Here is a 24,109-nt window from a genome sequence, read left to right as displayed (position 1 = left end):
GCGATGGAGAACAAGCGTGCTGGCGTTTTACGGCAGCCCGGCATCTTAACAAGGTGTAAGCGGGGCGGGCGGAACCCGCTGATTCTAAGCGTTTATTCAGCGTGAATTTGTTGCAATGACGGAGCAACCGCAATCCTTGCAGTGCTTATTGATCGGAGTTCGTAATGACCAAGCTGCTGTTTCCCATGCTGTTGCTGGCCTTGGCGACGACGGGCGTCCAGGCCCAGGACGGGCGCTACGCCAATGGCGACGACAACACGCATTACGGCTGGGCCGACGTATTGCGCGTCGATCCGGTGTCGGCCATCACCCAGACCGAAGTGCCGCGGCAGGAGTGCTACGACCAGCAAGTGGTGCATCAGGAGCGCGGCAACAGCACCGCGGGCACGATCCTCGGCGCCGTCGTCGGTGGCGTGCTGGGCAACACCGTGGGCAAGGGCGATGGACGCCGCGCGGCGACCGTGGCAGGCGCGGTGGCGGGCGGTGCCGTGGGCAATCGTGCGTCCAACCATGGCGGCACGTATGAAACCACGCAGACGCAGTGCCGGCAGGTCAGCACGGTCAGCGAGCAGCGCCGTATCGTTGGCTACGACGTCGAATACAAGTATCGGGGCGAGGTCTACGTGTCCCGGCTCAATTACGATCCGGGCGAACGGCTTCGGGTCCGGGTGAACGTGCAGCCGGCCGATTGACCCGCGCCAGCGTCACCGGAATGCGCCGCCTTCGGGCGGCGTATTCGTTTGCATCGCGTGTGCGGCTGGCGGCAGATTTTTGTTGCAAGGCAGCGAAATTCCCGCCATCATGCATGTTCATGTTCAACGCTGATCACCGATTTCCGCGCATGTCCATAGCCGTCTATACCGCCAACGTCCTCACCAGCGCCCGCATGGCCGCTGGCATGACGTCGCGCGCGCGCCGACCGCGGTACCGACTTTCGGCCGGGTAGGCAGTCGCGCACGTTAATTATGCGGATAGACGAAAAAGCCCGGCCCTCGTGCCGGGTTTTTGCGTTTTCGGAATTGGTTTCACACGTATCTATTGGCTGACTCTCACTCAAGGTATCGCCCCATGGCACCTCGACATTTCCTGACCACCCAGGATTACAGCCGCGCCGAGATCGACGCGCTGCTGACCCAAGCCGCCGAATTCAAGCGCTCGCCCGGCGGGCAGCAAATGGCCGGCAAGTCGATCGCGTTGCTGTTCTTCAACCCCTCGATGCGCACGCGCACCAGCTTCGAACTGGGTGCGTTCCAGCTGGGTGGGCATGCCGTGGTGTTGCAGCCGGGCAAGGATGCGTGGCCGATCGAGTTCGAAGTCGGCAGCGTGATGGATGGCGACACCGAGGAGCACATCGCCGAGGTGGCGCGCGTGCTTTCGCGCTATGTCGACCTGATCGCCGTGCGCGCGTTTCCCAAATTCCAGGACTGGGCGGTGGACCGCCAGGACACCGTGATCAAGGCATTCGCGCAATACGCCAAGGTGCCGGTGATCAACATGGAAACGATCACCCATCCCTGCCAGGAGCTGGCGCATGCGCTGGCGCTGAAGGAACACCTGGGCAGCCTGCAGAACAAGAAGTACGTGCTGACCTGGACCTACCATCCCAAGCCGCTGAACACCGCGGTGGCGAACTCCGCCTTGCTGATCGCCACCAAGATGGGCATGGACGTCACGTTGCTGTGCCCCACGCCGGATTACGTGCTGGACGAGCGCTACATGGCGTATGGACGTCTGAACGCGGAGCAGAACGGCGGCTCGCTCAAGGTCAGTCACAATATCGAAGAGGCCTACAGCGGCGCCGACGTGGTCTACGCCAAGAGCTGGGGCGCGTTGCCTTATTTCGGTCGCTGGGAGCAGGAAAAGCCCATCCGCGAAGCCAACAAGCACTTCATCGTCGACGAAGCGAAGATGGCGCTGACCAACAACGGCCTGTTCAGCCATTGCCTGCCGTTGCGGCGGAACATCAAGGCCACCGATGCGGTGATGGATTCGCCCGCATGCATCGCCATCGATGAAGCCGAGAACCGCCTGCACGTGCAGAAGGCGGTCATGGCCTCGCTGATCGGCCAGGGCTGAGCCAACCACCATGTACGCGCCCAAGTCATTTCGCGAAACACGCAGCGAGGTCCTGCGCGATCTGGTTCGTGCCTATCCGTTCGCCACCGTGGTCGTGCAGGCGCAGGGCGGGCTGGCGGCAAACCATCTGCCGTTCGAATGGAACGGCGACGCGCTGCAGGCACATGTCGCCCGTGGCAACGAGTTGGTGGCGATGGATGGCGCCCCGGTGCTTGTGGTGTTCCAGGGGCCGCAGGGCTATATCAGCCCGAACTGGTATCCGAGCAAGCACGAGACCGGGCGCGAAGTGCCGACCTGGAATTACACCGTGGTGCACGTGCACGGCCGGCTTCGCGTGGTTGACGACGAGGCATGGGTTCGCCGCCAGTTGGAAGCGCTCACCGATCACCATGAATCCGGCCAGCCCCTGCCATGGACAATCCGCGATGCGCCCGAGGATCACGTCGAGAAATTGCTGGGCGCGATCGTCGGTATCGAAGTCACGATCGAGCGCATCGAAGGCAAGTTCAAGCTCAGCCAGAACCATCCCGCGCGCAACCGCGAAGGGGTGATCGCCGGCTTGCGCCAGCGCGACGGCGATGGCGATGTGGAACTGGCCGCCATGATGAACCAACGCGAGGAATCCGCATCGTGAACCATCAGCATCACTATCGCGTCGACGTGGAATGGACCGGCAACCTCGGCAGCGGCACGGACGGCTATCGCAACTACAGTCGCGACCACGTCATCCGTATCGAGGGCAAGCCGCCGCTGGCCGGGTCGTCCGACCCGAGCTTCCGGGGCGACGCCGCAAAGCACAACCCCGAGGACATGCTGGTCACCGCCTTGTCGACCTGCCACATGCTGTCCTACCTCCACATGGCGACGGTGGCCGGTGTGGTGGTGACGGGCTATGTCGATGCGGCTGAGGGCACCATGGCCATGGAAGGGGATGGCGGCCATTTCGTCGAAGTGGTGTTGCGCCCCACCGTCACGATCAGCGCGGCCAGCGATGCAGCCAAGGCCGAAGCGGCTCACGAGTCGGCCCACCATGCCTGTTTCATTGCCAATTCCGTGAATTTCCCGGTGCGCTGCGAACCGCGCATTGTTGTGAGCCGGGAATAGAGAATCGGGAATAGGGAATCGTCCAGAGCAGCTTTTCGTAACTCGTCTGTTTTTGCTACGTCCGCATTTTTCAGGAAAACCATTATGTCGAACGCTTCTACCATTCCCCATTCCCCATTCCCCATTCCCGCCACCGGAGAAGGCAAGCACATCGTGCTTGCCTTCTCCGGTGGCCTCGACACCAGTTTCTGCGTGCCTTACCTCAAGGAGCGCGGCTGGGCCGTGCACACCGTGTTCGCCGACACCGGCGGTGTGGACGCCGAGGAGCGCGCCTTCATCGAGAACCGCGCGAAGGAGCTGGGCGTGGCCAGCCACGTCACCGTCGACGGCGGCCCCGCGATCTGGAGCGGCTTCGTCAAGCCGTTCGTATGGGCGGGCGAGGGCTACCAGGGCCAGTACCCGTTGCTGGTGTCCGACCGCTACCTGATCGTGGAGGCCGCGCTGAAGCGCGCCGCCGAGCTGGGTACGCGCGCCATCGCGCACGGCTGCACCGGCATGGGCAACGACCAGGTGCGCTTCGACCTGGCGGTGAAATCGCTGGGTGACTACGAGATCGTGGCGCCGATCCGCGAGATCCAGAAGGAACACACGCAGACGCGCGCCTACGAGCAGGCCTTCCTGGAAGAGCGCGGCTTCGGCGTGCGCGCCAAGCAGCAGGCCTACACCATCAACGAAAACCTGCTGGGCCTGACCATGTCCGGCGGCGAGATCGACAAGTGGCAGGCGCCGGGCGAAGGTGCGGTGGGTTGGTGCAAGCCGCGCGCCGAATGGCCGTCCAAACCGCTGCAGGTGAAGATCGGCTTCGAGCATGGCGAAGCCGTGTCGCTGAACGGCGAAAAGATCGCCGGCCACAAGCTGCTGGCGAAATTGAACGCCCTGTTCGCGCCCTACGGCGTGGGTCGCGGCCTCTACACCGGCGACACCACCATCGGCCTGAAGGGCCGCATCATCTATGAAGCGCCCGGCCTGATTTCGCTGCTGACCGCACACCGCGCGCTGGAAGAAGCCGTGCTCAGCAAGCAGCAGAACCGCTTCAAGCCCGATGTGGCGCGCAAGTGGGTGGAGGTGGTGTACGAGGGTTTCTTCCACGATCCGATCAAGACCGACCTGGAAGCATTCCTTGCGTCCAGCCAGTCCACCGTCAATGGCGAAGTGACGCTGGAGACGCATGGCGGCGTGGTCAACGCGGTGGCGATCGAATCGAAGCACATCCTCAACGCCAAGGGCGCCACCTATGCGCAGTCGGCCGACTGGGGCGTGGCAGAGGCGGAAGGCTTCATCAAGCTGTTCGGCATGAGCAGCACGCTGTGGGCCGAGGTCAACAGGACCGGGAATGGAGAATAGGGAATCGGGAATGGTCAAGAGCGATACGCTGCTTGAGGCGACGCTGGAGCACCTGCGTGCGCTGGTGGGTTTCGACACGCGTAACCCACCGCGGGTGGTCGACACTGGCGGCATCTTCGATTACCTGCGCGCTCAGTTGCCCGGCTTCGACGTGACCGTGACCGATCACGGCGCCGGCGCGGTGAGCCTGCATGCCGTGCGCGGCGCGCCGAAATACCTGTTCAACGTGCATCTGGATACGGTGCCGGATTCGCCGGCGTGGACGGCCGATCCGCATGCGTTGCGTGTCACGTCGGATCGGGCGATCGGCCTTGGTGCCTGTGACATCAAGGGCGCGGCGGCGGCGTTGGTGGCCGTGGCCAATGCCAGCGACGGCGACATGGCGCTGTTGTTCTCCACCGATGAGGAAGCCAACGATCCGCGGTGCATCGCGGGTTTTCTCCGTGCTTTTCCCCCTCTCCCTGTGGGAGAGGGTCGGGGTGAGGGTGGAGCGAACGGTATGACTCCGGCCGTACCCTCTCCCCCGACCCCTCTCCCAAAGGGAGAGGGGAGCTATCAAGCAGTGATCATTGCCGAGCCGACCAAGGGTGAGGCCGTGCTGGCGCATCGCGGCATCCAGTCGGTGCTGATGCGCTTCGCCGGCCATGCCGGCCACGCGTCAGGCGAGCAGAAGGCCAGCGACAGCGCGCTGCACCAGGCGGTGCGTTGGGGTGACGCGGCGCTGGATTTCGTGGACGCGCAGTCGCATGAGCGTTTCGGCGGCCTCACCGGTCTGCGCTTCAACATTGGCCGTATCGAAGGCGGCATCAAGGCCAACATGATCGCGCCCAGCGCCGAGCTGCGCTTCGGCATGCGGCCGCTGCCCACGATGCAGCCTGATGGCCTGCTGGACAGCTTCCGCGCCTTGGCCGAACCGGCGCCTGCGCATTTCGAGGAGACCTTCCGCGGCCCTTCGCTGCCGGCAGGCGACACGGCGCGGGCCGAGGAGCGCCGCCTGCGCGCGCGCGACCTGGCCGACGAGCTGGGTATCCCGGTCGGCAACGCGGTGGACTTCTGGACCGAAGCGGCGCTGTTCTCCGCCGCTGGCTATACCGCCTTCGTCTATGGCCCCGGCGACATCGCCCAGGCGCACAGCGCCGACGAATGGGTTGCGCTGGACCAATTGCAGCAGTACGCAGAAACCATCTACCGGATCGTCGATCGTGGAAATGCATAACAAGAGTACCCGTCAGACCATCGTGCGCCTGCTTTCGAGCATGGGCAGCGCGAAGGAAATTCAGCAGTACCTGAAGCGCTTCTCGCAGCTGGACGCCAAGCGCTTTGCCGTGGTGAAAGTCGGCGGCGCGGTGCTGCGCGACGACCTGTCCGCGTTGACCTCGTCGCTGACCTTCCTGCAGCAAGTGGGTTTGACGCCGATCGTGCTGCACGGCGCCGGGCCGCAACTGGACGAGGAACTGGCTGCCGCCGGCATCGTGAAGGAGACCGTCAACGGCCTGCGGGTCACCTCGCCCGAAGCGCTGGCAATCGTGCGCAAGGTGTTCCAGGCGCAGAACCTGCGGCTGGTGGAAGCGTTGCAAGGCATGGACGCGCGTGCCACCTCGGTGCCGTCGGGCGTGTTCGCGTCCAGCTACCTGGATCAGTCCGTGTACGGCCTGGTCGGCAAGGTGGACAGCATCAACCTGGCACCGATCGATGCCAGCCTGCGTGCCGGTTCGATCCCGGTGATCGCCAGCCTCGGCGAAACGCCGAGCGGGCAGATCCTCAACATCAACGCCGACTTCGCTGCCAACGAGCTGGTGCGCGTGCTGCAGCCGTACAAGATCGTGTTCCTCACCGGCACCGGCGGCTTGCTGGACGAGAAGGGCAAGGTGATCGATTCGATCAACCTCAGCACCGAGTACGACCACCTGATGGCGCAGCCGTGGATCAACGGCGGCATGCGGCTGAAGATCGAGCAGATCGCCGACCTGTTGTCGGACCTGCCGCTGACCTCGTCGGTGTCGATCACGCGGCCGTCCGAGCTGGCCAAGGAGCTGTTCACCCACAAGGGTTCGGGCACGCTGGTGCGTCGCGGTGAGCGCGTCCTGAAATACGACTCGTGGGAAGGCATCGACCTGGATCGGCTGCGCGCGCTGATCGAGTCCAGTTTCGGTCGCATGCTGGTGGCCGACTACTTCGAGCGCACCAAGCCGCGTTGTGTTTACGTCAGCGAGAATTACCGCGCCGCGATGATCCTCACCGAAGAGGGCGGTATGCCGTATCTCGACAAATTCGCGGTGCTCGACGACGCGCAGGGCGAAGGCCTGGGTCGCGCCGTGTGGCAGGTGATGCGCGAGGCGCATCCGCGGCTGTTCTGGCGTTCGCGCCACGGCAACGCGATCAACCCGTTCTATTACGCCGAGTCCGACGGCAGCCTCAAGCAGGAGCGCTGGAAGGTGTTCTGGTACGGGCTGGACAATTTCGATGACATCGGCCGTTGCGTGGCCCATTGCGCCACGCGGCAGCCGACACTGCTGGATCGGGAATCATGAGCACGGAAAAAAAGAGCATCGGCATCGTGGGCGCACGCGGCCACACCGGCATGGAGTTGATCCGCCTCATCGCGGCGCACCCGGCGCTGGAGCTGTCCTTCGTCTCCTCGCGCGAACTCGATGGCGAGCGCGTGGCCGATCACGTCGAGGGTTTTGCCGGTGAGCTGCGCTACGCCAGCCTCGACGCCGACGCCGTGGCGGCGCAGAAGGCTGACGTGGTGATCCTGGCGTTGCCCAATGGCAAGGCGGCGCCGTACGTGGCCGCGATCGAGGCCAGCCGGCCCGACACGCTGCTGCTCGACCTGTCGGCGGATTACCGCTTCGATGACCATTGGTATTATGGCCTGCCCGAGCTGACCCGCGGTCGCTGGCGCGGCGAAAAGCGCATCAGCAACCCCGGTTGCTATGCCACCGCGATCGAGCTTTCGGTAACACCGCTGAAGGATCTGCTGGCCGCGCCGCCGGTGTGCTTCGGCGTATCGGGTTACTCCGGCGCCGGCACCACGCCGTCGGACAAGAACGATCCGGAAAAGCTGCGCGACAACCTGATGCCGTATGCATTGACTGGCCACATGCACGAGAAGGAGGCCAGTCGCCATCTCGGCCTGCCGGTGGAATTCATGCCGCACGTGGCACCGCATTTCCGCGGGCTTACCGTCACCACCAACCTGTACTTGTCGCGTTCGGTGAAGCGCGAGGATGTGCTGGCGCGCTTCCACGCCGCCTACGACGGCGAAAAGCTGGTGGATGTCACCGACGAAGCGCCGTGGGTGAGTCGCGTGGCCCACACGCATCGTGCCGAAGTCGGCGGTTTTGCGGTCTCGGCCGATGGCAAGCGGGTAGTCGTGGTGGCGACGCTGGACAACCTGCTGAAAGGCGCCGCCACCCAGGCCATGCAGAACATCAACCGCGTGCTGGGCGTGGACGAGTACACCGGCATACCGGTGTAGGAGCACACCCCGTGCGCGAAAGCTCTTCCACAAGGCCTCATCAAGCCATCGCGCACAGGGTGCGCTCCTACAGGATTTCCTACGATGACCCAGCCCCTCTGGCAAAAAGACGGCATCAAGATCGATGCGAAGATCATGCAGTTCCTGGCCGGCAACGACGTGTTGCTGGACCGCGAGTTTTTCCTGCATGACATCACCGCCAGCAAGGCGCATGTGGAAGGCCTGGCGAACATCGGCGTGGTCGGCGCGGACGAGGCGGCGGCGCTGAAGCGCGAGTTGGATGCGCTGGCCGAGGATTTCCGCAGCGGTGTGTTCGTGCTGGATGAGCGCCATGAAGACGGCCATTCCGCGATCGAGGCGCGACTTACCGAACGGCTCGGTGACGCCGGCCGCCGCGTGCATACCGGGCGCAGCCGCAACGACCAGATCCTGGTGGCCACCCGGCTTTGGCTGAAGGAAAAGCTGGCCACGCTGCAGACGCTGTGCCACGACATCGCCCAGGTCTGCCTGGATCGTGCGGCGGAACCGACGTTGCCGCTGCCGGGCTATACGCACTTGCAGCGTGCCGTGGTGTCGTCCACCGCGATGTGGTTCGCCGGATTTGCCGAGGGTTTCACCGACAACGCGCTGCGCGCGCAGCAGACCGCCGTGTGGATCGACGCCAACCCGCTGGGCACCGCGGCCGGCTATGGCGTGAATCTTCCGCTGGATCGCGCGCACACCACGCAGGCGCTGGGCTTCTCCCGCATGCAGGTGTCGCCGGTCTATGCGCAACTGTCGCGGGGAAAATTCGAGATGGCGGTGCTGGAATCCATCGCCAGCGCACTGCTGGACCTGCGCCGCATGGCGTGGGATCTGTCGCTGTTCACCACCGCCGAATTCAATTTCGTGAAACTGCCGGCCGAGTACACCACCGGCAGCTCGATCATGCCGAACAAGCGCAATCCGGACGTGATCGAATTGCTGCGCGCCAGCTATGCCAGCGTGGCGGCGGCGCGCTGCGAGATCGAGCAGTTGCTGTCGCTGCCCTCGGGTTATCAGCGCGACCTGCAGTTTTCCAAGGGCTCGCTGTTTCATGGCGTGACGCACGGTTTGTCGGCGCTGGAGCTGGTGCCCGACCTGCTGGCGCGTTTCCAGTGGAACGAGCCGGCCATGCGCGCGGCGATCGAGCCGTCGATGTATGCCACCGACGTGGCGATCGAGCAGGCAGCGGCTGGCGTGCCGTTTCGCGATGCCTATCGCGCCGCCGCCGAAGCCGCCAGCGCGGCCGGTGCCGGGCGCACTCCCGAGTCCAGCCTGGAAGCGCGCGTCTCACCCGGTTCAGGCCATGACCTGAAGCTCGACCAGGTGCAACAGCGCCTCGACGCCATACGCGGCTGAACAAGATCGGCATGGAGAGGGAAGGGGAGATGTCCACAGTCCATTCGGCAAAGGCGTTGCATCGTGCGGGCATGCGGCATCATGGACGTCCAGGCGTCCATCCGGTCGTCCGCATGTTTGCCTGTTCCACCTCGATCGTTCTGTCGGGAAGCGAGCGATGAATCCGGCAACCCGAAGCTTGCCCGCCCAGCCGCTACCCCCGTGGAAGCGGGCCGTGCTGAAAGTCGGCAGCAACCTGCTGGCGGCCGATGGCGGCGGGCTTACGCCGCAGTACGCGGCCGCGCTGGCGGATTTCATGGCGGCCAGCCATCGCGCGGGCCGTCAGGTGGTGCTGGTGTCTTCGGGCGCCGTGGCCGCCGGACGGGCCATGTTGCGGGCGAAGTCGGGCGCGGGCCCGGATATCGCGGCGCGACAGGCGCTGGCGGCGCTAGGGCAGGCGCCGATGATCGCGCTGTGGCAATCGCTGGCGTCGCAGTCGGTGGCCCAAGTGCTGCTGACCCACGACGATGTGCGCAATCGCCGCCGCTATCTCAACGCGCGTGCCACCTTGCGCGAGCTGCTGGCGCTGGATGTGTTGCCGGTGATCAACGAGAACGACACCGTGTCGGTGGATGAGTTGAAGCTGGGCGACAATGACAACCTGGCCGCCATCGTGGCCACCCTGGTCGATGCCGACCTGCTGTTGATCGCGTCCGACGTCGATGCGCTGTACAGCGCCGATCCCCGGCATCACCCTGATGCCGTGCCGTTCGCGCAGATTCCCGCCCTGACCCCGCAGATCATGGCGATGGCCGGCGGCAGCGGCAGCAAGGTTGGCACCGGCGGCATGCGTACCAAGTTGCAGGCGGCGGCGCGCGCGGCAACCGCCGGCATTCCCACCGCATTGTTCAGCGGCCGCGACGCCGCCACGGTAGAGGCGCTGCAGCATGGCGTGTTGCACGGTACCCTTGTTGCCGCGGCAAGCACGCGCATGCATGCGCGCAAGCACTGGCTGCGTCACGCGCCCGCCGCACCCGGCAGCATCCGTATCGACACAGGCGCGGCACGCGCGCTGGCTGGCGGCCACGCCTCGCTGCTGCCTGGTGGCATGACCGGAGCCGAGGGCGAGTTTCATCGCGGCGACCTGGTCGAGATTATCGATATGGACGGCCAATCGGTGGCGCGTGGGTTGAGCCAGTACTCGGCCGCCGAGGTGCGACGCCTGGCGGGCCGGCACAGCCGCGAGATTGAAACCGTGCTCGGCTACAGCTATGGCGACGAGGTAGTGCACCGCGACGACATGGCGACCCTCACTGATGCCACCGGCGATGCGTTGCCGCAGCGCTAGCTGGAAGTCACCCCGCCGACCCCTCGGCGGGCATCGGTTAAAATGCGGGATTCACGACGTTGCATTTCCCTTGGCCACTTGTAGAGGACGATGACCCAGACACGACCATTCACACCACAAACCCTGCCGCCATGGCGGCGCGCCGTATTGAAAGTGGGTAGCAGCCTGCTCGCCGCCGACACTGGCGGACTCAGTACGCGCTACGCCCTGGGCCTTGCACAATTCATTTCAGCCTGCCACGCCGACGGTCGCGAGATCGTGCTGGTGTCGTCGGGCGCCGTCGCCGCCGGCCGCCTGATGCTGCGCGACCATTCCCACGAAGACACCAGCAATGCCGCCCGGCAGGCCATGGCGGCGCTGGGCCAGACGCAGACCGTGGCGTTGTGGCAACGCCTGTTCGACCATCCGCTGGCGCAGGTGCTGTTGACCCATGACGACCTGCGCGACCGGCGCCGCTACCTCAACGCGCGCGCCACGCTGAGCGAGCTGCTCAACTACAAGATCATGCCCGTGGTGAACGAGAACGATACCGTGGCCATCGACGAGCTCACCCTGGGCGACAACGACAATCTCGCGGCCATCGTGGCGGCACTGGTCGACGCCGACCTGCTGCTGATCGCCACCGACATCGACGGCCTGTATACGGCCGACCCGCGCACGAATCCCGATGCCGAGCCAGTCAACGAAGTGCTCGAACTCACTACCGGGATCATGGCGATGGCAGGTTGCGCCGGATCGTCCGTAGGCACGGGCGGCATGCGTACCAAGCTGGAGGCGGCGGAGAAAGCCGCGACGGCGGGCATCCAGACCGCGCTGTTCAACGGCCGCGACAGCGAAGTGGTGAGCCTGCTTGCGCGCGGCCAGCTGCGCGGCACGCTGCTGCATACCAGCGCCACCCGCCTGCATGCGCGCAAATACTGGCTGCGGCACATGCCGGCGGTGACGGGCCATATCCACGTCGATGCCGGCGCCGCGCACGCCATCGTGCGCGAGGGGGCATCGTTGCTGCCCATGGGCATCATCCGTGCGGATGGCATGTTCCAGCGTGGCGACATGGTCGAGATCGTCACGGGCGGCGATGATGGCATGCTGCACGTCATCGCCCGCGGCATCGCGCAATATGGCGCGGCGGAAATCAATCGCATCGCACGAACCCACACCCGGGACATCGGCGACCGGCTCGGTTACAGCTATGGCGAAAACGTCGTCCATCGCGACGACCTGGCCACGCTGGGCGATACCGGGTTGCTGACAGGAGAATACGCATGAGCGACATCCGTACCCAGGCCCTGGCCTGCCGCGACGCCGCCACCGCCATCGCGGCGCTCGACAACACTGCCCGGCGCCTGCTGCTGCTGGACATGGCCCAGGCGATCGACAGCCAGACCGATACCATCCTTGCCGCCAACGAAAAGGACATGGCGCAGGCCGCCGCCAAGGGCGTGCAGGGCGCGATGCTCGACCGGCTGCGTCTGGATGCGGGGCGCGTCGCGACCATCGCCAACGCCGTGCGCGAGGTGGCCGACCTGCCTGATCCGGTGGGCCAGGTGACGCGGCGCGATCAACTGCCCAACGGGCTGGCGATCGAGCGCGTGCGCATTCCGCTGGGCGTGATCACGATGATTTACGAAGCACGTCCCAACGTCACCGCCGATGCCGCGGCGCTGTGCCTGAAGGCCGGCAATGCGGTGATCCTGCGCGGTGGTTCCGAAGCGCTGCATTCGAACACCGCGATCGCGGCAGCGCTGCATGTGGCGCTGCAGAAGCATGGCATTCCCGCCGCGGCCGTCACTCTCGTCGAAGATTTGCGCCGCGAGACGATGGTCGAACTGCTGCAGCTGGCCGACATCATCGACCTGGCCATCCCGCGCGGCGGCGAAGGCCTGATCCGTTTCGTCACCGAACACGCGCGCGTGCCGGTGATCAAGCACTACAAGGGCGTCTGCCATCTCTACGTGGACAAGGCAGCGGACCTCACGCTCGCGCTGGATCTGCTGATCGACGGCAAGACTTCGCGGCCCGGTGTATGCAACGCGCTGGAGACGCTGCTGGTACATCGCGATGTGGCCGCCGAGTTCCTGCCGAAGGCCGCGGCAGCGCTGCGCCAGCGCGGTGTCGAACTGCGCGGCGACGAACGCAGCCGCGAGCAGGTGCCGGACATGGCCGTCGCCAGCGAGGACGACTACGCCGCCGAATTCCTCGACCTGATCCTGGCCATTCGTGTGGTGGATAGCGCGGACGATGCCATCGCGCATATCCGCCGCTACGGCTCCGATCACACCGAGGTCATCGCCACCACCGACCAGGGGACGGCCGACGCATTCGTGCACGCGCTGCGCAGTGCGGTGGTGATGGTCAACGCGTCGTCGCGTTTCTCCGATGGTGGCGAATTGGGGCTGGGTTCGGAAATCGGCATTTCCACCACGCGCCTGCACGCCTACGGCCCGATGGGTGCCGAGTCGCTCACTATCGAACGTTTCGTGGTGCGCGGGGACGGCCAGGTGCGGCATCCGCAAAGTCGCGCGTAGGGACGCGTGGATTTGTAGGAGCGCACCGTGTGCGCGATGCCTTTGGTTGGGTAACGAAGAGCATCGCGCACAGGGTGCGCTCCTGCACGCTCGCCTGGTAGGGCATGGGGGCGGACGCGGTGATTCAGCCTTCCAGATGGCCGTGCTCGCCGATGTCGCCGGGCGCGTCGCTGATCATGCCGCGCGCCAGGTCGAGCGCCCGTTCGACGAAATTCCCTGCCTCCCAATAACTGGCATCGCGTACCTGCACGCGCAGCACCATCAGGTTGGGATCGTCCTTGCCGTCGGGGAAAAACACCTTTTGCGCGGGCGACCAGAGTTCATTGATGGTGTCGGCGTCCCGATCCATGCGGGCTCGGCCGCGTACCGACACGTAGCGATGCTCGCCCGGGTGCGCGTAGGCGAGATTCACCTCATGGTCGTCGGTGAGTTCCGCCACCTTGTGGCTGTTGGCGGCGGTAAAGAAAATCAGCTCTCCGTTCGCGTCCAGCTTGAGCGTTTCCAGCGGGCGGCTGACCAGTGAATTGTCCGCGGCCCGCGTGGTCAGCATCGCCACCTCGATATCGTCGATGAGCTCTCCAAGCTTGCGCAGGTCACCCTGGTTCGGCGCGTCGTTCTTCATGGCGGACTCCGTCGTGGTCGAAAGCTCCACGATGGCGCAATGCAACTCAACGTCCGATGAAATCGATGTTCAGCAGTGTCGGATGGTGTTGCCGGTCAAGCGGATGCGTCATGCCAGCGTCGAACCGCATGTGCAAACGCCAGGCAATCGGCAAAGCGGTTGTACAGCGGCACCGGTGAGATGCGGATCACGTCCGGCTCGCGCCAGTCGCCGATGATGCCGTGTTGCATCAGGTACTCGAACAGTGCCCGGCCACGCTCGCGGCCGTCGGTAACGCGGATGGACAGTTGTGCGCCACGGCGTTCGGGTTCTTCGGGTGTCACCACGTGCAGCAGGTCGTTCAACTGCGTGTGCACCAGCCATTCAAGATAGCCGGTGAGTCGCACCGATTTTTCGCGCAGGCGGGCCATGCCGGCGCGGCGAAAAACTTCCAGCGATACGCGCAACGGGGCCAGCGCCAGGATTGGCGGATTGGACAGTTGCCAGCCGTCGGCACCGGCCGTGGGGATGAACTCTGGCCCCATCTGGAACCGCGTGGCCTTGTCGTGGCCCCACCAGCCGGCGAAGCGGGGCAGCACGGCGTTGGCGTGGCGCGCATGAACGAATGCGCCGCCGATGGCGCCAGGTCCGCCGTTGAGGAATTTGTAGCTGCACCAGATCGCGAAATCGGCGCCGCTGTCATGCAGCTGCAGCGGCAGGTTGCCCACCGCGTGGGCCAGGTCGAAGCCCACCTTGCAGCCGTGTCGATGCGCCAGCGCGGTGATCGCCGCCAGGTCGAACGCCTGCCCGTTGCGGTATTGCACGCCCGGCAGCATCACCAGGGCCGTGCGCGCGCCGTGCTCGGCCAGGACCTGCTCGATCGCCGCCAGCGACAAGGTGCCGTTGGGTTCGTCCGGTTCGATCTCGATCAGGTCGCGTGCGGGATCGAAGCCGTGGAAGCGGATCTGCGACTCCACCGCATAGCGGTCGGTAGGAAATGCGCCCGCCTCGATCAGGATCGCGGAACGCGCGGGCGTGGGGCGGTAGAAGCTGACCATCATCAGGTGCAGGTTCACGCCCAGCGTGTTCATCGTCACCACTTCGCCCGGTTGCGCGCCGACGATGGCTGCCAGGTCGTCGCGCAGGAACTCGTGGTAATCCATCCACGGCAGGCGGCCCTTGAAATGGCCTTCCACGCCCAGCTCGCCCCAGTAATCCAGCTCCGCGTTGACCGCCTCGCGTACGGCGCGAGGCTGCAGGCCCAGCGAGTTGCCGCAGAAATAGACGGAATCGACCGCGCGGCCACTGCCGTCCTCGTGCGGCGGAATCAGGAACTCGTCGCGGAAGTGGCGCAGGGGATCGGCGGCGTCGCGGGCCTGCGCCCAGGCGGCGCTGGCTTGGTAATCGTGCATGGATGAACTGTCCTCGCGGCGGATGCGTTTCGCGGTTACTTCAGTTGCGCGGCGATCGCATCGCAGCCCTTGTCGAATGCCGCTGCCCAGGTGGCACCGGCCTGGCTCTGCTGCGGCCGTACGCAACGCAGCTGGATCGAATGGTTGCCCTTGTACCAGTAGCGCTCGCTGTAGTTGAACTGCGCCCCGGCTTCCTGCGCGGTGTAGGTATAGGTGTTGTTCGCGCCGCCGTGGGCGGTGGCCGTGTAGCCGGGCAGGGCGGCGGCCTTGGCGGTGGCCTCGCCGACGTACTGCTGGAAGGCGGGGATGTCGGCGGTCTGCTTCACCGTCACGGTGACGCGGGCCAGGCTGCTTTGCGCGGTGGGCGAGGGGTCCGGCACCTGGAAGACGCGCGCCTCGGGGTCGCCCTCGGTTTCCATGATGTCCAGCCAGCCATTGGGGGTGGTGAAGTGGACCTGGCCATTGGCCATGCTCACGTCGGCGGCGTGCACGCTGGCGGCCAGCAGCATGGCGCTGGCGATAAGGACGGTACGCGGGAAGATCATGCTTGCTCCGATGGTGGGGCGTCAGGGGCGAAACGGTGTTTGGGCAGGCCCAGCCATTCCAGCGCGGTACCGTGGAACAGGCGGGCGCGATCGGCGTCGCCGCGTGCCAGTTCCTCGATGCCGCTGCCGGGCTGCTGTTCCCCCAGTGGGAAAGGATAATCGGTACCGAGCATGACCTGCTCGACGCCCGTCACATCCAGCAGATATCGCAAGGCCTGTTCGTCGTGCACGCAGGAGTCGAAATAGAATCGCTTCAGGTAGTCGCGCGGGTTGCGCGGGTTGTCGGTGGCGACCAGGTCCGGGCGCATGCGGAAGCCGTGCTCGATGCGGCCGATGGTGTAGGGAAAACTGCCGCCGCCATGGGCCAGCATCACGCGCAGTTTCGGCAGCCGCTCCAGCACGCCGCCGAACGCCAGGCAGCAGGCGGCGCGCGATTGCTCGGCCGGCATGCCGACCAGCCAGGGCAGCCAGTACTTGGGCATGGTGGCGGTGCCCATCATGTCCCACGGGTGCACCATCACGGCGGCGCCGAGATCGGCGGCGGCCTCGAAGAACGGGAACAGCTCCGGCGCGTCCAGGTTCCAGTCGCCGCAGTGGGAGCCGATCTGCACGCCTTGCAGCCCCAGCTCGTCGATGCAGCGTTCCAGCTCGGCGATCGCCAGCTCCGGCGCCTGCAGCGGCACCGTGCCGAGCGCCGCGTAATGGCGCGGATAGTCGCGGCACAGGCTGGCGGCGTGGTCGTTGAGATGGCGGTGCAGTTCCAACGCCTGGTAACCCGGCGCCCAGTAGGAGAACAGCACCGGCACGGTGGAGATCACCTGCACGTCCACGCCAAAGCGGGCGTAATCGTCGATACGCTGCTGCGGGTCGAAGGCGGAGTCCCACACTTCGCGGAAAAAGCGACCGCCCTTGTAGATGCGGTGGCGCCCGTCGGAATGGGTCATCACCGGAAAACGGTCGTTGCCGTACTTGGCCGCCAGATTCGGCCAGTCACGGGGGAGAATGTGCGCATGGCTGTCAATCTTCAGCATCCGGGCAGTGTAAAACCGGGCCGCGGCGGTGTCGTGCCGCGGTCGCACAATCCGGTGGCTGGAATGGCGCAGAAAGGCCGCCAGGAAGTGACATCCATCCAGACGCCAAACGGCTTTCCGGCTACGATAAGGGCTTGCATGCGGCAGTCTGGACGGGGTGAGGTCGGGGTTTCGGCCATCGAACCGCCGCCATGCGCGAGAGGCGGAATCCGATGAGCGATCAAGCCGAAGTCACACGCTTGCTGCATTCTGCGCAGTCGGGAAACCCGCAGGCGTTGAACGAGGCGCTGCGCCACATGTACGCGGCGCTGCATGGCATCGCCAAGGCCCAGCTCAACCGCGAGCAGATGGAGCGCACGCTCAGCGCGACGGCCCTGGTCAACGAGGCGTACCTGAAGGTTTTCGGTAGTTCGGAACCGCCGCAATGGGCCAACCGGCACCATCTGCTGGGCGTGGCCGCGCGTGCCATGCGTGAAGTGCTGGTGGATTCGGCGCGCCGGCGCAAGGCCGCCAAGCGGCCGCAGGAAGCCGGCCGCATGCAGTTGCTGGAGATCACCGCCGAGCTTTCCGACAACGTCGACTACGCCGTGCTGGCCGAATGCCTCGACCTGCTGGCTGCGCTGGACCCGCGCCAGGCAAACATCGTGGCCATGCGTTTTTTCATGGGCATGACCGGCGAGCAGATTGCCGCGGCGCTGGACATCTCCACCAGCACGGTGCAACGGGAGTGGCGCGTGGCGCGGGCCTGGTTGCAGCGCGAGCTGGAGCGCTAGCGGCCGCGCACCGACCTGGCCTCGGCTCAGGTTGCCTGGGTGGGTTTGCCCGGGTGGGAGCGCAAGCGCTGGCCATCCGAGGTGGTGACACTCTGCTGCACCACGTGGGCCAGCGTGTTCACGTTGTCGACCAGGCGATCGCTGATACGGGTCAGCAGGTCGGCGCCAGCGCGGTTCTCGGACATCAGCAGCAACACCACCAGCGTCTGCTGCAGGGCGCGCAGGTCGGGCAGGTCGATGGGCGCGCGTTGTTCGCGCAGGGCATCGGCGATCTCGCGCAGCGTGTTCGCCACCAGCTCGATGAAGTTGCCGGTTTCCCCTTGCTCGGGCAGGGCGTCGTTGTCGTCGATCAGGGCTTCCAGCGTCATCGCCGTGCGGGCCAGCCGGTTGCCGTTGGCGAACAGGGCGCGCGCCACTTTCAGAAGCTCGGGCGGCGTGGCCGGTTCGGCGCGCATGCGTTCGAGCGATGCCTGCGCGTTGCTGCGCCGGGTCCGCGCCGCGGTGCGGGTTTCGTGATGGGCCGTGCGCTGGCCGGGTTGCGCCAGCGCGGCCAGGTAGTCGGCGTAGCCCTCCAGCATCCGGGCCAGGGCGGCGCGTGCGCGGCCGCGCTCCCACGTCGGCCAGGCAACGTAGGCGAACAGGGCCATGCCGCAACCCAGCGTGGTGTTGATCACGCGATCCATCACCGCCACGCCGGAATTTACACCATCGAACGACAGCAAAATCACCACCGTGCCGGTCAGCGCCGCCACCGCGATGCCGTAGTGGGCGCTGGCCAGGTAGCGGAACGTCATGCACAGGATGGCCAGCAACAGCAGATGCGCCCACGGCTGGTCGGGGGTGACATGCAGCAAGACGGTGGTGACCACCAGGCCGGCCACCGTACCCAGCATGCGCAGCAGGCCGAAGTTGAAGGTGGCGGCGAAGTCCGGGCGCAGCACGATCGCCGCCGTCATCGGCAGCCAGTAGCCATGCGGCAGGTCCAGCAGGCGCGAAAGCCACAGTGCCGCCGTGAGGCACGCGGCCGTGCGTATGGCATGGCGGAACGCCACCGAGTGCACGGTGAGGTTGGCGCGCAACGTGGCCACGGTGGAGCTGCTGCGCAATGCCTGGGGCAACTGCGTTTCCGCGGCACGCGCGCGCAATTCACCCCGGCTGCCGGCCCAGTCGGCGTTGCGCACCGCGGCGGACAGCTGGCCGGTCAGCGCGTGCACGTGCCGGTTCATGCCGACGCTGCGCTGGGTGCCGTCGATCTCGGTCTCGCACGCTTGCAACCATTGCAGCGAGCGGGTGGCCTGGGTGGGTGTTTCGCCTTCTTCCAGTGCCGTGGCAATGCCCGAAAGCACTTCGGCGGCCTGCTCGCGGAATTTGCGATAGACGTCGTTGTCCGCGTCCAACTCGCCCATGGCGACGAATTCCAGCCGCATCCGCTCGGCCAGTTCCAGCAGCACGCCGAACGCCTCCATCGCCCGGCCATGCGAGCGGTGCCGGCCCAGCAAGGTGTGCTGCAGGGTGGTCATCGCGTCGGTCAGGGCGGGCGCGTCGGCGTTGTCCTGTGATGGCTGCATGGCTTGAGCGGCCAGGCCGGTGTACACGGTGGCCAGTATCTGGCGCTCGGGCCAGTAGCGCTGCAACGGCCACGCGGCCAGCGAAAACAGCGCCAGCAACAGGCCGCCGCAAACGATCAGCGCCGATGCGCTGGCCGCCTGTGCCAGTGGCATCGGCGTGGCCGCCGTGATCACCAGCAGGATCATGCTGGTCATGCCGACCCGGGCGGTATCGGTGCCGAACACCACCAGCAGCCCGCCACAGAAGCCGAACGCCGCGGTGGCCAGCAGGATCGGCAGCAGATGGCCGCCAATCAAGAACCCCAGCAACGAGGCCGTGCCGGCTGCCAACGACGCCAGCAGCAACTGGCGCATGCGCTGCCGGTACGGGCCGGGCTGATCGGAGAACATCGTGTTGAGCGCGCCAGCGGCCACGCCCAGGCCCACCTGCGGATGGCCGGTGCCCAAGCCGATTGCCAGCGGCAACGCCACCGCCGCCGTATTGCGCACAACCACCCGCCACGGCACATCGGGTCGCTTGATGCGGACCAGGCTCTCGATCGCGTGGGCGCGTAGCGAGTAGGCACTGCTGGACATGGTGTTCCTTGGCGCTACGGTTCGGGTTTACACGTGATGAGAGTAGCGCAGGAGAGGCGAGGCTTTGGGTGTTGTGGGGGGCGGGTTGGGTGCGCGTCGCGCCTGGTTTCCGTCCCGTCTTCGGTTGATGCGCGCAATGGGGGGCGAACAATCTCATCAGACCCGTCATTCCAGCGAAAGCTGGAATCCAGGGCCTCTTTCAGCGGCTGGAAGTCACTGGATTCCAGCTTTCGCTGGAATGACGTGGTTTTTGGAGGTCCTGGGGCGCGAAATGTCGCTCACTTCATGTGAAGCGGGCTGAGGCAAGTAGCCGTCCATGGAGCGCTGCCGCTCGGCTCCTGCCTCGCCCGAGCCTGACGCGCGGAATGCCTTTGGGCATTCCGCAAACGCGATGGCGGGCTGAGGCAAGTAGCCGTCCATGGAGCGCTGCCGCTCGGCTCCTGCCTCGCCCGAGCCTGACGCGTGGAATGCCTTTGGGCATTCCGCAAACGCGTTGGTGAGCTGAGGCAAGCAGCCATCCATGGAGCGCTGCCGCTCGGCTTCCTGCCTCGCCCGAGCCTGACACGGAATGCCTTTGGGCATTCCACAAACGCGTTGGTGAGCTGAGGCAAGTAGCCGTCCATGGAGCGCTGCCGCTCGGCTTCCTGCCTCGCCCGAGCCTGACGCGCGGAATGCCTTTGGGCATTCCGCAAACGCGTTGGTGAGCTGAGGCAAGCAGCCGTCCATGGAGTGCTGCCGCTCGGCTTCCTGCCTCGCCCGAGCCTGACACGGAATGCCTTTGGGCATTCCGTGTCAGGCTCGACCACTGAATTCGCCGGTCAGGGTGTTTACCCAGACTTTCTCGCCGTTGGCGATGTACTCGGGCACCTGGATCTCGATGCCGGTCGAAAGGCTTGCCGGCTTGTTGCGCTTGGTGGCGCTGGAGCCTTTCATTTCGGGAGCGGTGTCGACCACGGTGAGGATCACGCTGCTGGGTACCTGCAGGCCCACCGGCGCGTCGTCGATCAGCTGCACGTAGTAGCCCTCGATGCCTTCGACGATGTAGCCGGCGTTGTCGCCGACCAGCTCGGGCGACAGCGGGTATTGGGTGTAATCCTCGGCATCCATGAAGACGAACGCACCGTCGTCCATGTACGAGAAATTCGCCGCGCGGCGCACCAGATCCATTTCCCTGATGTCGTCGTCGGCGCGCAGGCTGAGGTCGTATTTGCGCCCGCCCGGAATCGAGTACAAGGTGAAGCGATAGGTGACATTGCCACCCCGCGCGCTGGGCGAGCTGCGCTCGATGTCGCGCACCTGATACACGGTGCCTTCGTGCTCGACGACGTTGCCTTTCTTGGTATCGGAAGCTTTCATGGGTTCGACCGGGAATGGAGAATCGGGAATGGGGAATCGGACAATCTGTTCACAACGAAGGAAGCGGAAAGGGTGGGGAGCCGGCTTTTCCTATTCCCCATTCCCTATTCCCTCACTTGGGCTGCAACCTTACCGCCCCGTCCAGCCTGATCGTCTCGCCATTGATATAGCGATTGCCCAGGATGAAGGCCACGGTATTGGCGAATTCGTCAGGTTGGCCCAGGCGGGCGGGGAACGGGATCGACGCGCTCAGTGAGGCCTGCACCTCGTCCGACATGCCGTCGACCATCGGCGTCCAGAAAATGCCGGGGGCAATGGTGGCGACGCGGATGCCGAAGCGGGCCAGTTCGCGCGCCATCGGCAAGGTCATGCCCACCACGCCGCCTTTGGAGGCGGAGTAGGCAGCCTGTCCGATCTGGCCCTCGTAGGCGGCGACGCTGGCGGTGTTGATGATCACGCCGCGCTCGCCATCCTCGCCCGCGTCGTTGTGCTGCATCAGCGCGGCGCCGGCCTTGGCGACATTGAAGCTGCCGACCAGGTTCACCATGACGGTGCCGGAGAAATTGGCCAGCGGCATCGCGCCCTGCTTGCCCAGCACGCGGCCCGCGCCCAGGATGCCGGCGCAGTTCATCACCACGTTCAGCCCGCCCATCGCGTGGTGCGCGGCGGCGGCGTTGGTGGCCACGCCATCTTCGGAGGTGACATCGGTGCGCAGGAAACGCGCGGCGTCGCCCAGTTCGCTGGCGGCGGCCTGGCCGTTGGCGTCGTTGACGTCGAACAGCGTTACCTTGCCGCCGCTGGCGACCAGTTGCCGCGCCACCGCCAGGCCGAGCCCGGAAGCGCCGCCGGTGATGATTGCCTTGACCTGATTGAGCTGCATGAGCCGTCCCCAGTGGGAAAGGCCGCCATCTTAACCGAGCGCGTCGTCGCCGTGACCCAGCCATGTCCGCAACGTTGCGGGCGCAAGCTGGGGAAATGGCGTGACCGGCCGGGGCGGGTTTGTCGCCGGTTGCAGCTCCTTCTGCCACACGCCCACGTCCCACCATTGGCCCAGCTTGTAGCCGCTCTGGCGCCACACGCCGGCCGGGGTGAACCCCATGGCTTCGTGCATCGCCACGCTGACCGTGCCGGGCAGGGTGATCACGCCCACAGCCTGGGTGATGCCCTGTTCACGCATCACCTCCAGCAGCACGCCGTACAACCGTCGCGCAATGCCACGCCGCTGCGCATTGCCGTGCACATAGATCGAGGTTTCGGCGATCCAGTCGTAGGCAGCGCGCTCGCGGAAACGTCCGGCGTAGGCATAGGCGAGCACGTCGCCGGCCTCTTCCCATACCAGCCATGGGTAATGCTGCAATTTGGCCCGGATGCGCCCGGCCATGGCATCCACGCCGGGCAGTTCGGTTTCGAAGGTGGCCACGCCGTCGGTGACGGACGGCGCATAGATGGCGTGGATGGCGGCGGCATCCCCGTCGCGGGCAATGCGGATCATCGGGTGACGGCCTTTCGCGCAGGGATGCAGGGATCGTGGTCGGGCATCGTCGCGCTCACAGGTCGCGGATGAAGTAGCGGTCGCAGCCGAAATGGCCGGTGCCACCGAGCGGCGCGCATAGCGGGGTGAAACCGCTGCGCTTGTACAACACTTGCGCGGCATCCATGCCAGTCAGGGTTTCCAGATAGCAGCGTTTGAAGCCATGCGCGCGGGCCGCGTCGAGGCAGCGCTGGATCATCGCGCTGCCGGCGCCGATGCCGCGCGCGGTGGGCAGGAAGTACATCTTGCGCAGTTCGCACACATCCGGCTCGGCGTTCTGCAGCGGCGCGACACCACCGCCACCGATCACCACGCCGTCGCGCTCGACCACGAAATAGCTGCTGCGCGGCTGTGCGTAGGAGGTGTACATCGTGTCCACCTCGGCATCGTTGATGGCGAAGCCGGGGCCGTCGGCGCCGAACTCGGGCATCACGGCGCGGATGATCGCGGCCATGGCCGCGTCGTCGTCGGGTTGGATCGGGCGGATCAGGAAAGTGTCGGTCATGGCGTGGGGTCGCCGCAGTGGCGGTGGAGGATGGTAGCTCAGGCGGCGGCGGTGCGCGCCCGGGTCACGCGGCTGGCGGTTTCCTTGTGGAGTTGGGTGGCCAGCCACGCGCCGGTGTTGATCAGCAGGTCGAGATCGATGCCGGTTTCCAGCCCCATGCCGTGCAGCATGTAGACCACGTCCTCGCTGGCCACGTTGCCGGTGGCGCCCTTGGCGTAGGGGCAACCGCCCGTGCCGGACACGGCGCTGTCGACCACGCGTACGCCTTCCTCCAGGCAGGCCAGGATATTGGCCAGCGCCTGGCCGTAGGTGTCGTGGAAATGCACCGCCAGCGCCGCCATCGGTAACTCGCCGGCCACCGCCTTCAGCATGGCCCGCGCCTTGGCCGGCGTGCCCACGCCGATGGTGTCGCCCAGCGATATTTCGTGACAACCCATCCGGTGCAAACGCTGCGCCACGCGCACCACGTCGCTCACCGGCACGTCGCCCTGGTAGGGGCAACCCAGCACGGTGGACACATAGCCGCGCACGCTCACGCCATCGACCCGCGCCTGTTCCAGCACGGGTGCGAAACGCTCGATGGATTCGTCGATGGAGGCGTTGATGTTGCGGCGGTTGAATGCCTCCGAAGCGGCCGTGAACACGGCCACGTCGGTGGCACCGGCGGCCAGCGCGCGCTGGTAGCCCTGCATGTTGGGCACCAGTACCGGATAACTCACGCCCGGTTTCTTGTGGATGCCGCCGAACACTTCCGCCGCGTCGGCCAGCTGCGGCACCCATTGCGGGCTGACGAAACTGGTGGCCTCGATGGTCTGCAAGCCAGTATCCGACAGCCGGTCGATCAGTTCGATCTTCACCGCCGCCGGCAGCAGCGTCTTTTCATTCTGCAGCCCGTCGCGCGCGCCGACTTCGACAATGCGTACGTGGTCGGAAGAGGTCATGGCAAGCTCCGGATTGATGCAGGAGCGGCT

The 24,109-nt window shown here is 65.9% G+C and carries 23 protein-coding genes; 13 read left to right on the top strand and 10 right to left on the bottom strand.

The features are described 5' to 3' along the window. Window positions 1-164: 164 nt before the first annotated feature. The 12 genes from ASD22_RS05460 to ASD22_RS05405 all read left to right on the top strand — a co-directional run bounded on the left by ASD22_RS05460 (window position 165) and on the right by ASD22_RS05405 (window position 13,240). Window positions 165-692: a glycine zipper 2TM domain-containing protein gene (locus ASD22_RS05460; RefSeq protein WP_056079947.1), complete on the top strand. Its 528-nt coding sequence runs from the start codon at window positions 165-167 to the stop codon at window positions 690-692. A 376-nt stretch (window positions 693-1,068) separates the two neighbouring features. Next, window positions 1,069-2,076: an N-acetylornithine carbamoyltransferase gene (locus ASD22_RS05455; RefSeq protein ID WP_056079944.1), complete on the top strand. Its 1,008-nt coding sequence runs from the start codon at window positions 1,069-1,071 to the stop codon at window positions 2,074-2,076. A 10-nt stretch (window positions 2,077-2,086) separates the two neighbouring features. Beyond that, window positions 2,087-2,710 (top strand): FMN-binding negative transcriptional regulator, encoded by a 624-nt coding sequence (locus ASD22_RS05450; protein ID WP_056079942.1) that lies wholly within the window; start codon window positions 2,087-2,089, stop codon window positions 2,708-2,710. Beyond that, window positions 2,707-3,180 (top strand): OsmC family protein, encoded by a 474-nt coding sequence (locus tag ASD22_RS05445; protein ID WP_082520128.1) that lies wholly within the window; start codon window positions 2,707-2,709, stop codon window positions 3,178-3,180. Before ASD22_RS05450 ends, ASD22_RS05445 begins: the two co-directional genes overlap by 4 nt. An 81-nt stretch (window positions 3,181-3,261) precedes the next feature. Next, window positions 3,262-4,524: an argininosuccinate synthase gene (locus ASD22_RS05440; protein WP_200946340.1), complete on the top strand. Its 1,263-nt coding sequence runs from the start codon at window positions 3,262-3,264 to the stop codon at window positions 4,522-4,524. A 10-nt stretch (window positions 4,525-4,534) separates the two neighbouring features. Continuing rightward, the gene (locus ASD22_RS05435) at window positions 4,535-5,740 is read left to right on the top strand and encodes an acetylornithine deacetylase (RefSeq protein WP_056079937.1); all 1,206 of its coding nucleotides are present in this window, start codon (window positions 4,535-4,537) and stop codon (window positions 5,738-5,740) included. After that, complete coding sequence (locus ASD22_RS05430) at window positions 5,733-7,055, top strand: acetylglutamate kinase (protein ID WP_056079934.1); 1,323 nt, start codon at window positions 5,733-5,735, stop codon at window positions 7,053-7,055. The genes ASD22_RS05435 and ASD22_RS05430 overlap by 8 nt, the downstream gene beginning before the upstream one ends. Then, window positions 7,052-8,005 (top strand): N-acetyl-gamma-glutamyl-phosphate reductase, encoded by a 954-nt coding sequence (argC, locus tag ASD22_RS05425; protein ID WP_056079931.1) that lies wholly within the window; start codon window positions 7,052-7,054, stop codon window positions 8,003-8,005. Before ASD22_RS05430 ends, argC begins: the two co-directional genes overlap by 4 nt. Before the next feature lie 84 nt (window positions 8,006-8,089). Next, the gene (gene argH / locus ASD22_RS05420) at window positions 8,090-9,385 is read left to right on the top strand and encodes an argininosuccinate lyase (protein ID WP_056079929.1); all 1,296 of its coding nucleotides are present in this window, start codon (window positions 8,090-8,092) and stop codon (window positions 9,383-9,385) included. 157 nt (window positions 9,386-9,542) lie between these two features. Continuing rightward, window positions 9,543-10,712: a glutamate 5-kinase gene (proB, locus tag ASD22_RS05415; protein ID WP_056079926.1), complete on the top strand. Its 1,170-nt coding sequence runs from the start codon at window positions 9,543-9,545 to the stop codon at window positions 10,710-10,712. A gap of 90 nt (window positions 10,713-10,802) precedes the next feature. Further along, the gene (gene proB / locus ASD22_RS05410) at window positions 10,803-11,981 is read left to right on the top strand and encodes a glutamate 5-kinase (protein ID WP_056079923.1); all 1,179 of its coding nucleotides are present in this window, start codon (window positions 10,803-10,805) and stop codon (window positions 11,979-11,981) included. Next, window positions 11,978-13,240, top strand: coding sequence for a glutamate-5-semialdehyde dehydrogenase (locus ASD22_RS05405; protein ID WP_056079920.1), 1,263 nt, complete (start codon window positions 11,978-11,980; stop codon window positions 13,238-13,240). The genes proB (ASD22_RS05410) and ASD22_RS05405 overlap by 4 nt, the downstream gene beginning before the upstream one ends. Window positions 13,241-13,364: 124 nt before the next feature. On the opposite strand, the gene ASD22_RS05400 is transcribed toward ASD22_RS05405, so the two are convergent. The 4 genes from ASD22_RS05400 to ASD22_RS05385 all read right to left on the bottom strand — a co-directional run bounded on the left by ASD22_RS05400 (window position 13,365) and on the right by ASD22_RS05385 (window position 16,829). After that, a complete protein-coding gene (locus tag ASD22_RS05400) occupies window positions 13,365-13,862 on the bottom strand; it encodes a pyridoxamine 5'-phosphate oxidase family protein (RefSeq protein ID WP_056079915.1) in 498 nt (165 codons plus the stop codon). A 95-nt stretch (window positions 13,863-13,957) separates the two neighbouring features. Then, on the bottom strand, window positions 13,958-15,253 hold the full coding sequence (gene kynU / locus ASD22_RS05395; protein ID WP_056079913.1) for a kynureninase: 1,296 nt from the start codon (window positions 15,251-15,253) through the stop codon (window positions 13,958-13,960). 35 nt (window positions 15,254-15,288) lie between these two features. Continuing rightward, a complete protein-coding gene (locus ASD22_RS05390) occupies window positions 15,289-15,798 on the bottom strand; it encodes a hypothetical protein (RefSeq protein WP_056079909.1) in 510 nt (169 codons plus the stop codon). Continuing rightward, window positions 15,795-16,829, bottom strand: coding sequence for an amidohydrolase family protein (locus ASD22_RS05385; protein WP_056079907.1), 1,035 nt, complete (start codon window positions 16,827-16,829; stop codon window positions 15,795-15,797). Before ASD22_RS05385 ends, ASD22_RS05390 begins: the two co-directional genes overlap by 4 nt. Window positions 16,830-17,041: 212 nt before the next feature. Between ASD22_RS05385 and ASD22_RS05380 the strand changes: the two genes are divergently transcribed. Continuing rightward, window positions 17,042-17,602 (top strand): ECF-type sigma factor, encoded by a 561-nt coding sequence (locus tag ASD22_RS05380; protein ID WP_056079905.1) that lies wholly within the window; start codon window positions 17,042-17,044, stop codon window positions 17,600-17,602. 26 nt (window positions 17,603-17,628) lie between these two features. Here the strand turns inward: ASD22_RS05380 and ASD22_RS05375 are convergent, their stop codons facing one another. From ASD22_RS05375 to ASD22_RS05350, 6 genes are all read right to left on the bottom strand, one after another. Then, window positions 17,629-19,746 (bottom strand): FUSC family protein, encoded by a 2,118-nt coding sequence (locus ASD22_RS05375; RefSeq protein ID WP_056079902.1) that lies wholly within the window; start codon window positions 19,744-19,746, stop codon window positions 17,629-17,631. Window positions 19,747-20,538: 792 nt separating this feature from the next. After that, a complete protein-coding gene (gene yeiP / locus ASD22_RS05370; protein ID WP_056079900.1) occupies window positions 20,539-21,102 on the bottom strand; it encodes an elongation factor P-like protein YeiP in 564 nt (187 codons plus the stop codon). A 112-nt stretch (window positions 21,103-21,214) separates the two neighbouring features. Further along, window positions 21,215-21,982, bottom strand: coding sequence for an SDR family NAD(P)-dependent oxidoreductase (locus ASD22_RS05365; RefSeq protein WP_056079897.1), 768 nt, complete (start codon window positions 21,980-21,982; stop codon window positions 21,215-21,217). A gap of 30 nt (window positions 21,983-22,012) precedes the next feature. Then, entirely contained in the window at window positions 22,013-22,594 is a 582-nt protein-coding gene (locus ASD22_RS05360; RefSeq protein ID WP_056079894.1) for a GNAT family N-acetyltransferase, read from the bottom strand. A 55-nt stretch (window positions 22,595-22,649) separates the two neighbouring features. After that, window positions 22,650-23,138: a GNAT family N-acetyltransferase gene (locus ASD22_RS05355; RefSeq protein ID WP_056079892.1), complete on the bottom strand. Its 489-nt coding sequence runs from the start codon at window positions 23,136-23,138 to the stop codon at window positions 22,650-22,652. 38 nt (window positions 23,139-23,176) lie between these two features. Continuing rightward, the gene (locus ASD22_RS05350; protein ID WP_056079888.1) at window positions 23,177-24,079 is read right to left on the bottom strand and encodes a hydroxymethylglutaryl-CoA lyase; all 903 of its coding nucleotides are present in this window, start codon (window positions 24,077-24,079) and stop codon (window positions 23,177-23,179) included. Between the last annotated feature and the right edge of the window lie 30 nt (window positions 24,080-24,109).

This window comes from Rhodanobacter sp. Root480, from assembly GCF_001426645.1.
In the GTDB taxonomy this organism is placed as follows: Bacteria; Pseudomonadota; Gammaproteobacteria; order Xanthomonadales; family Rhodanobacteraceae; genus Rhodanobacter; species Rhodanobacter ginsenosidimutans.
Note: the sequence above shows the minus strand (reverse complement) of the source record. Positions and strands in the feature narration are given on the sequence as shown.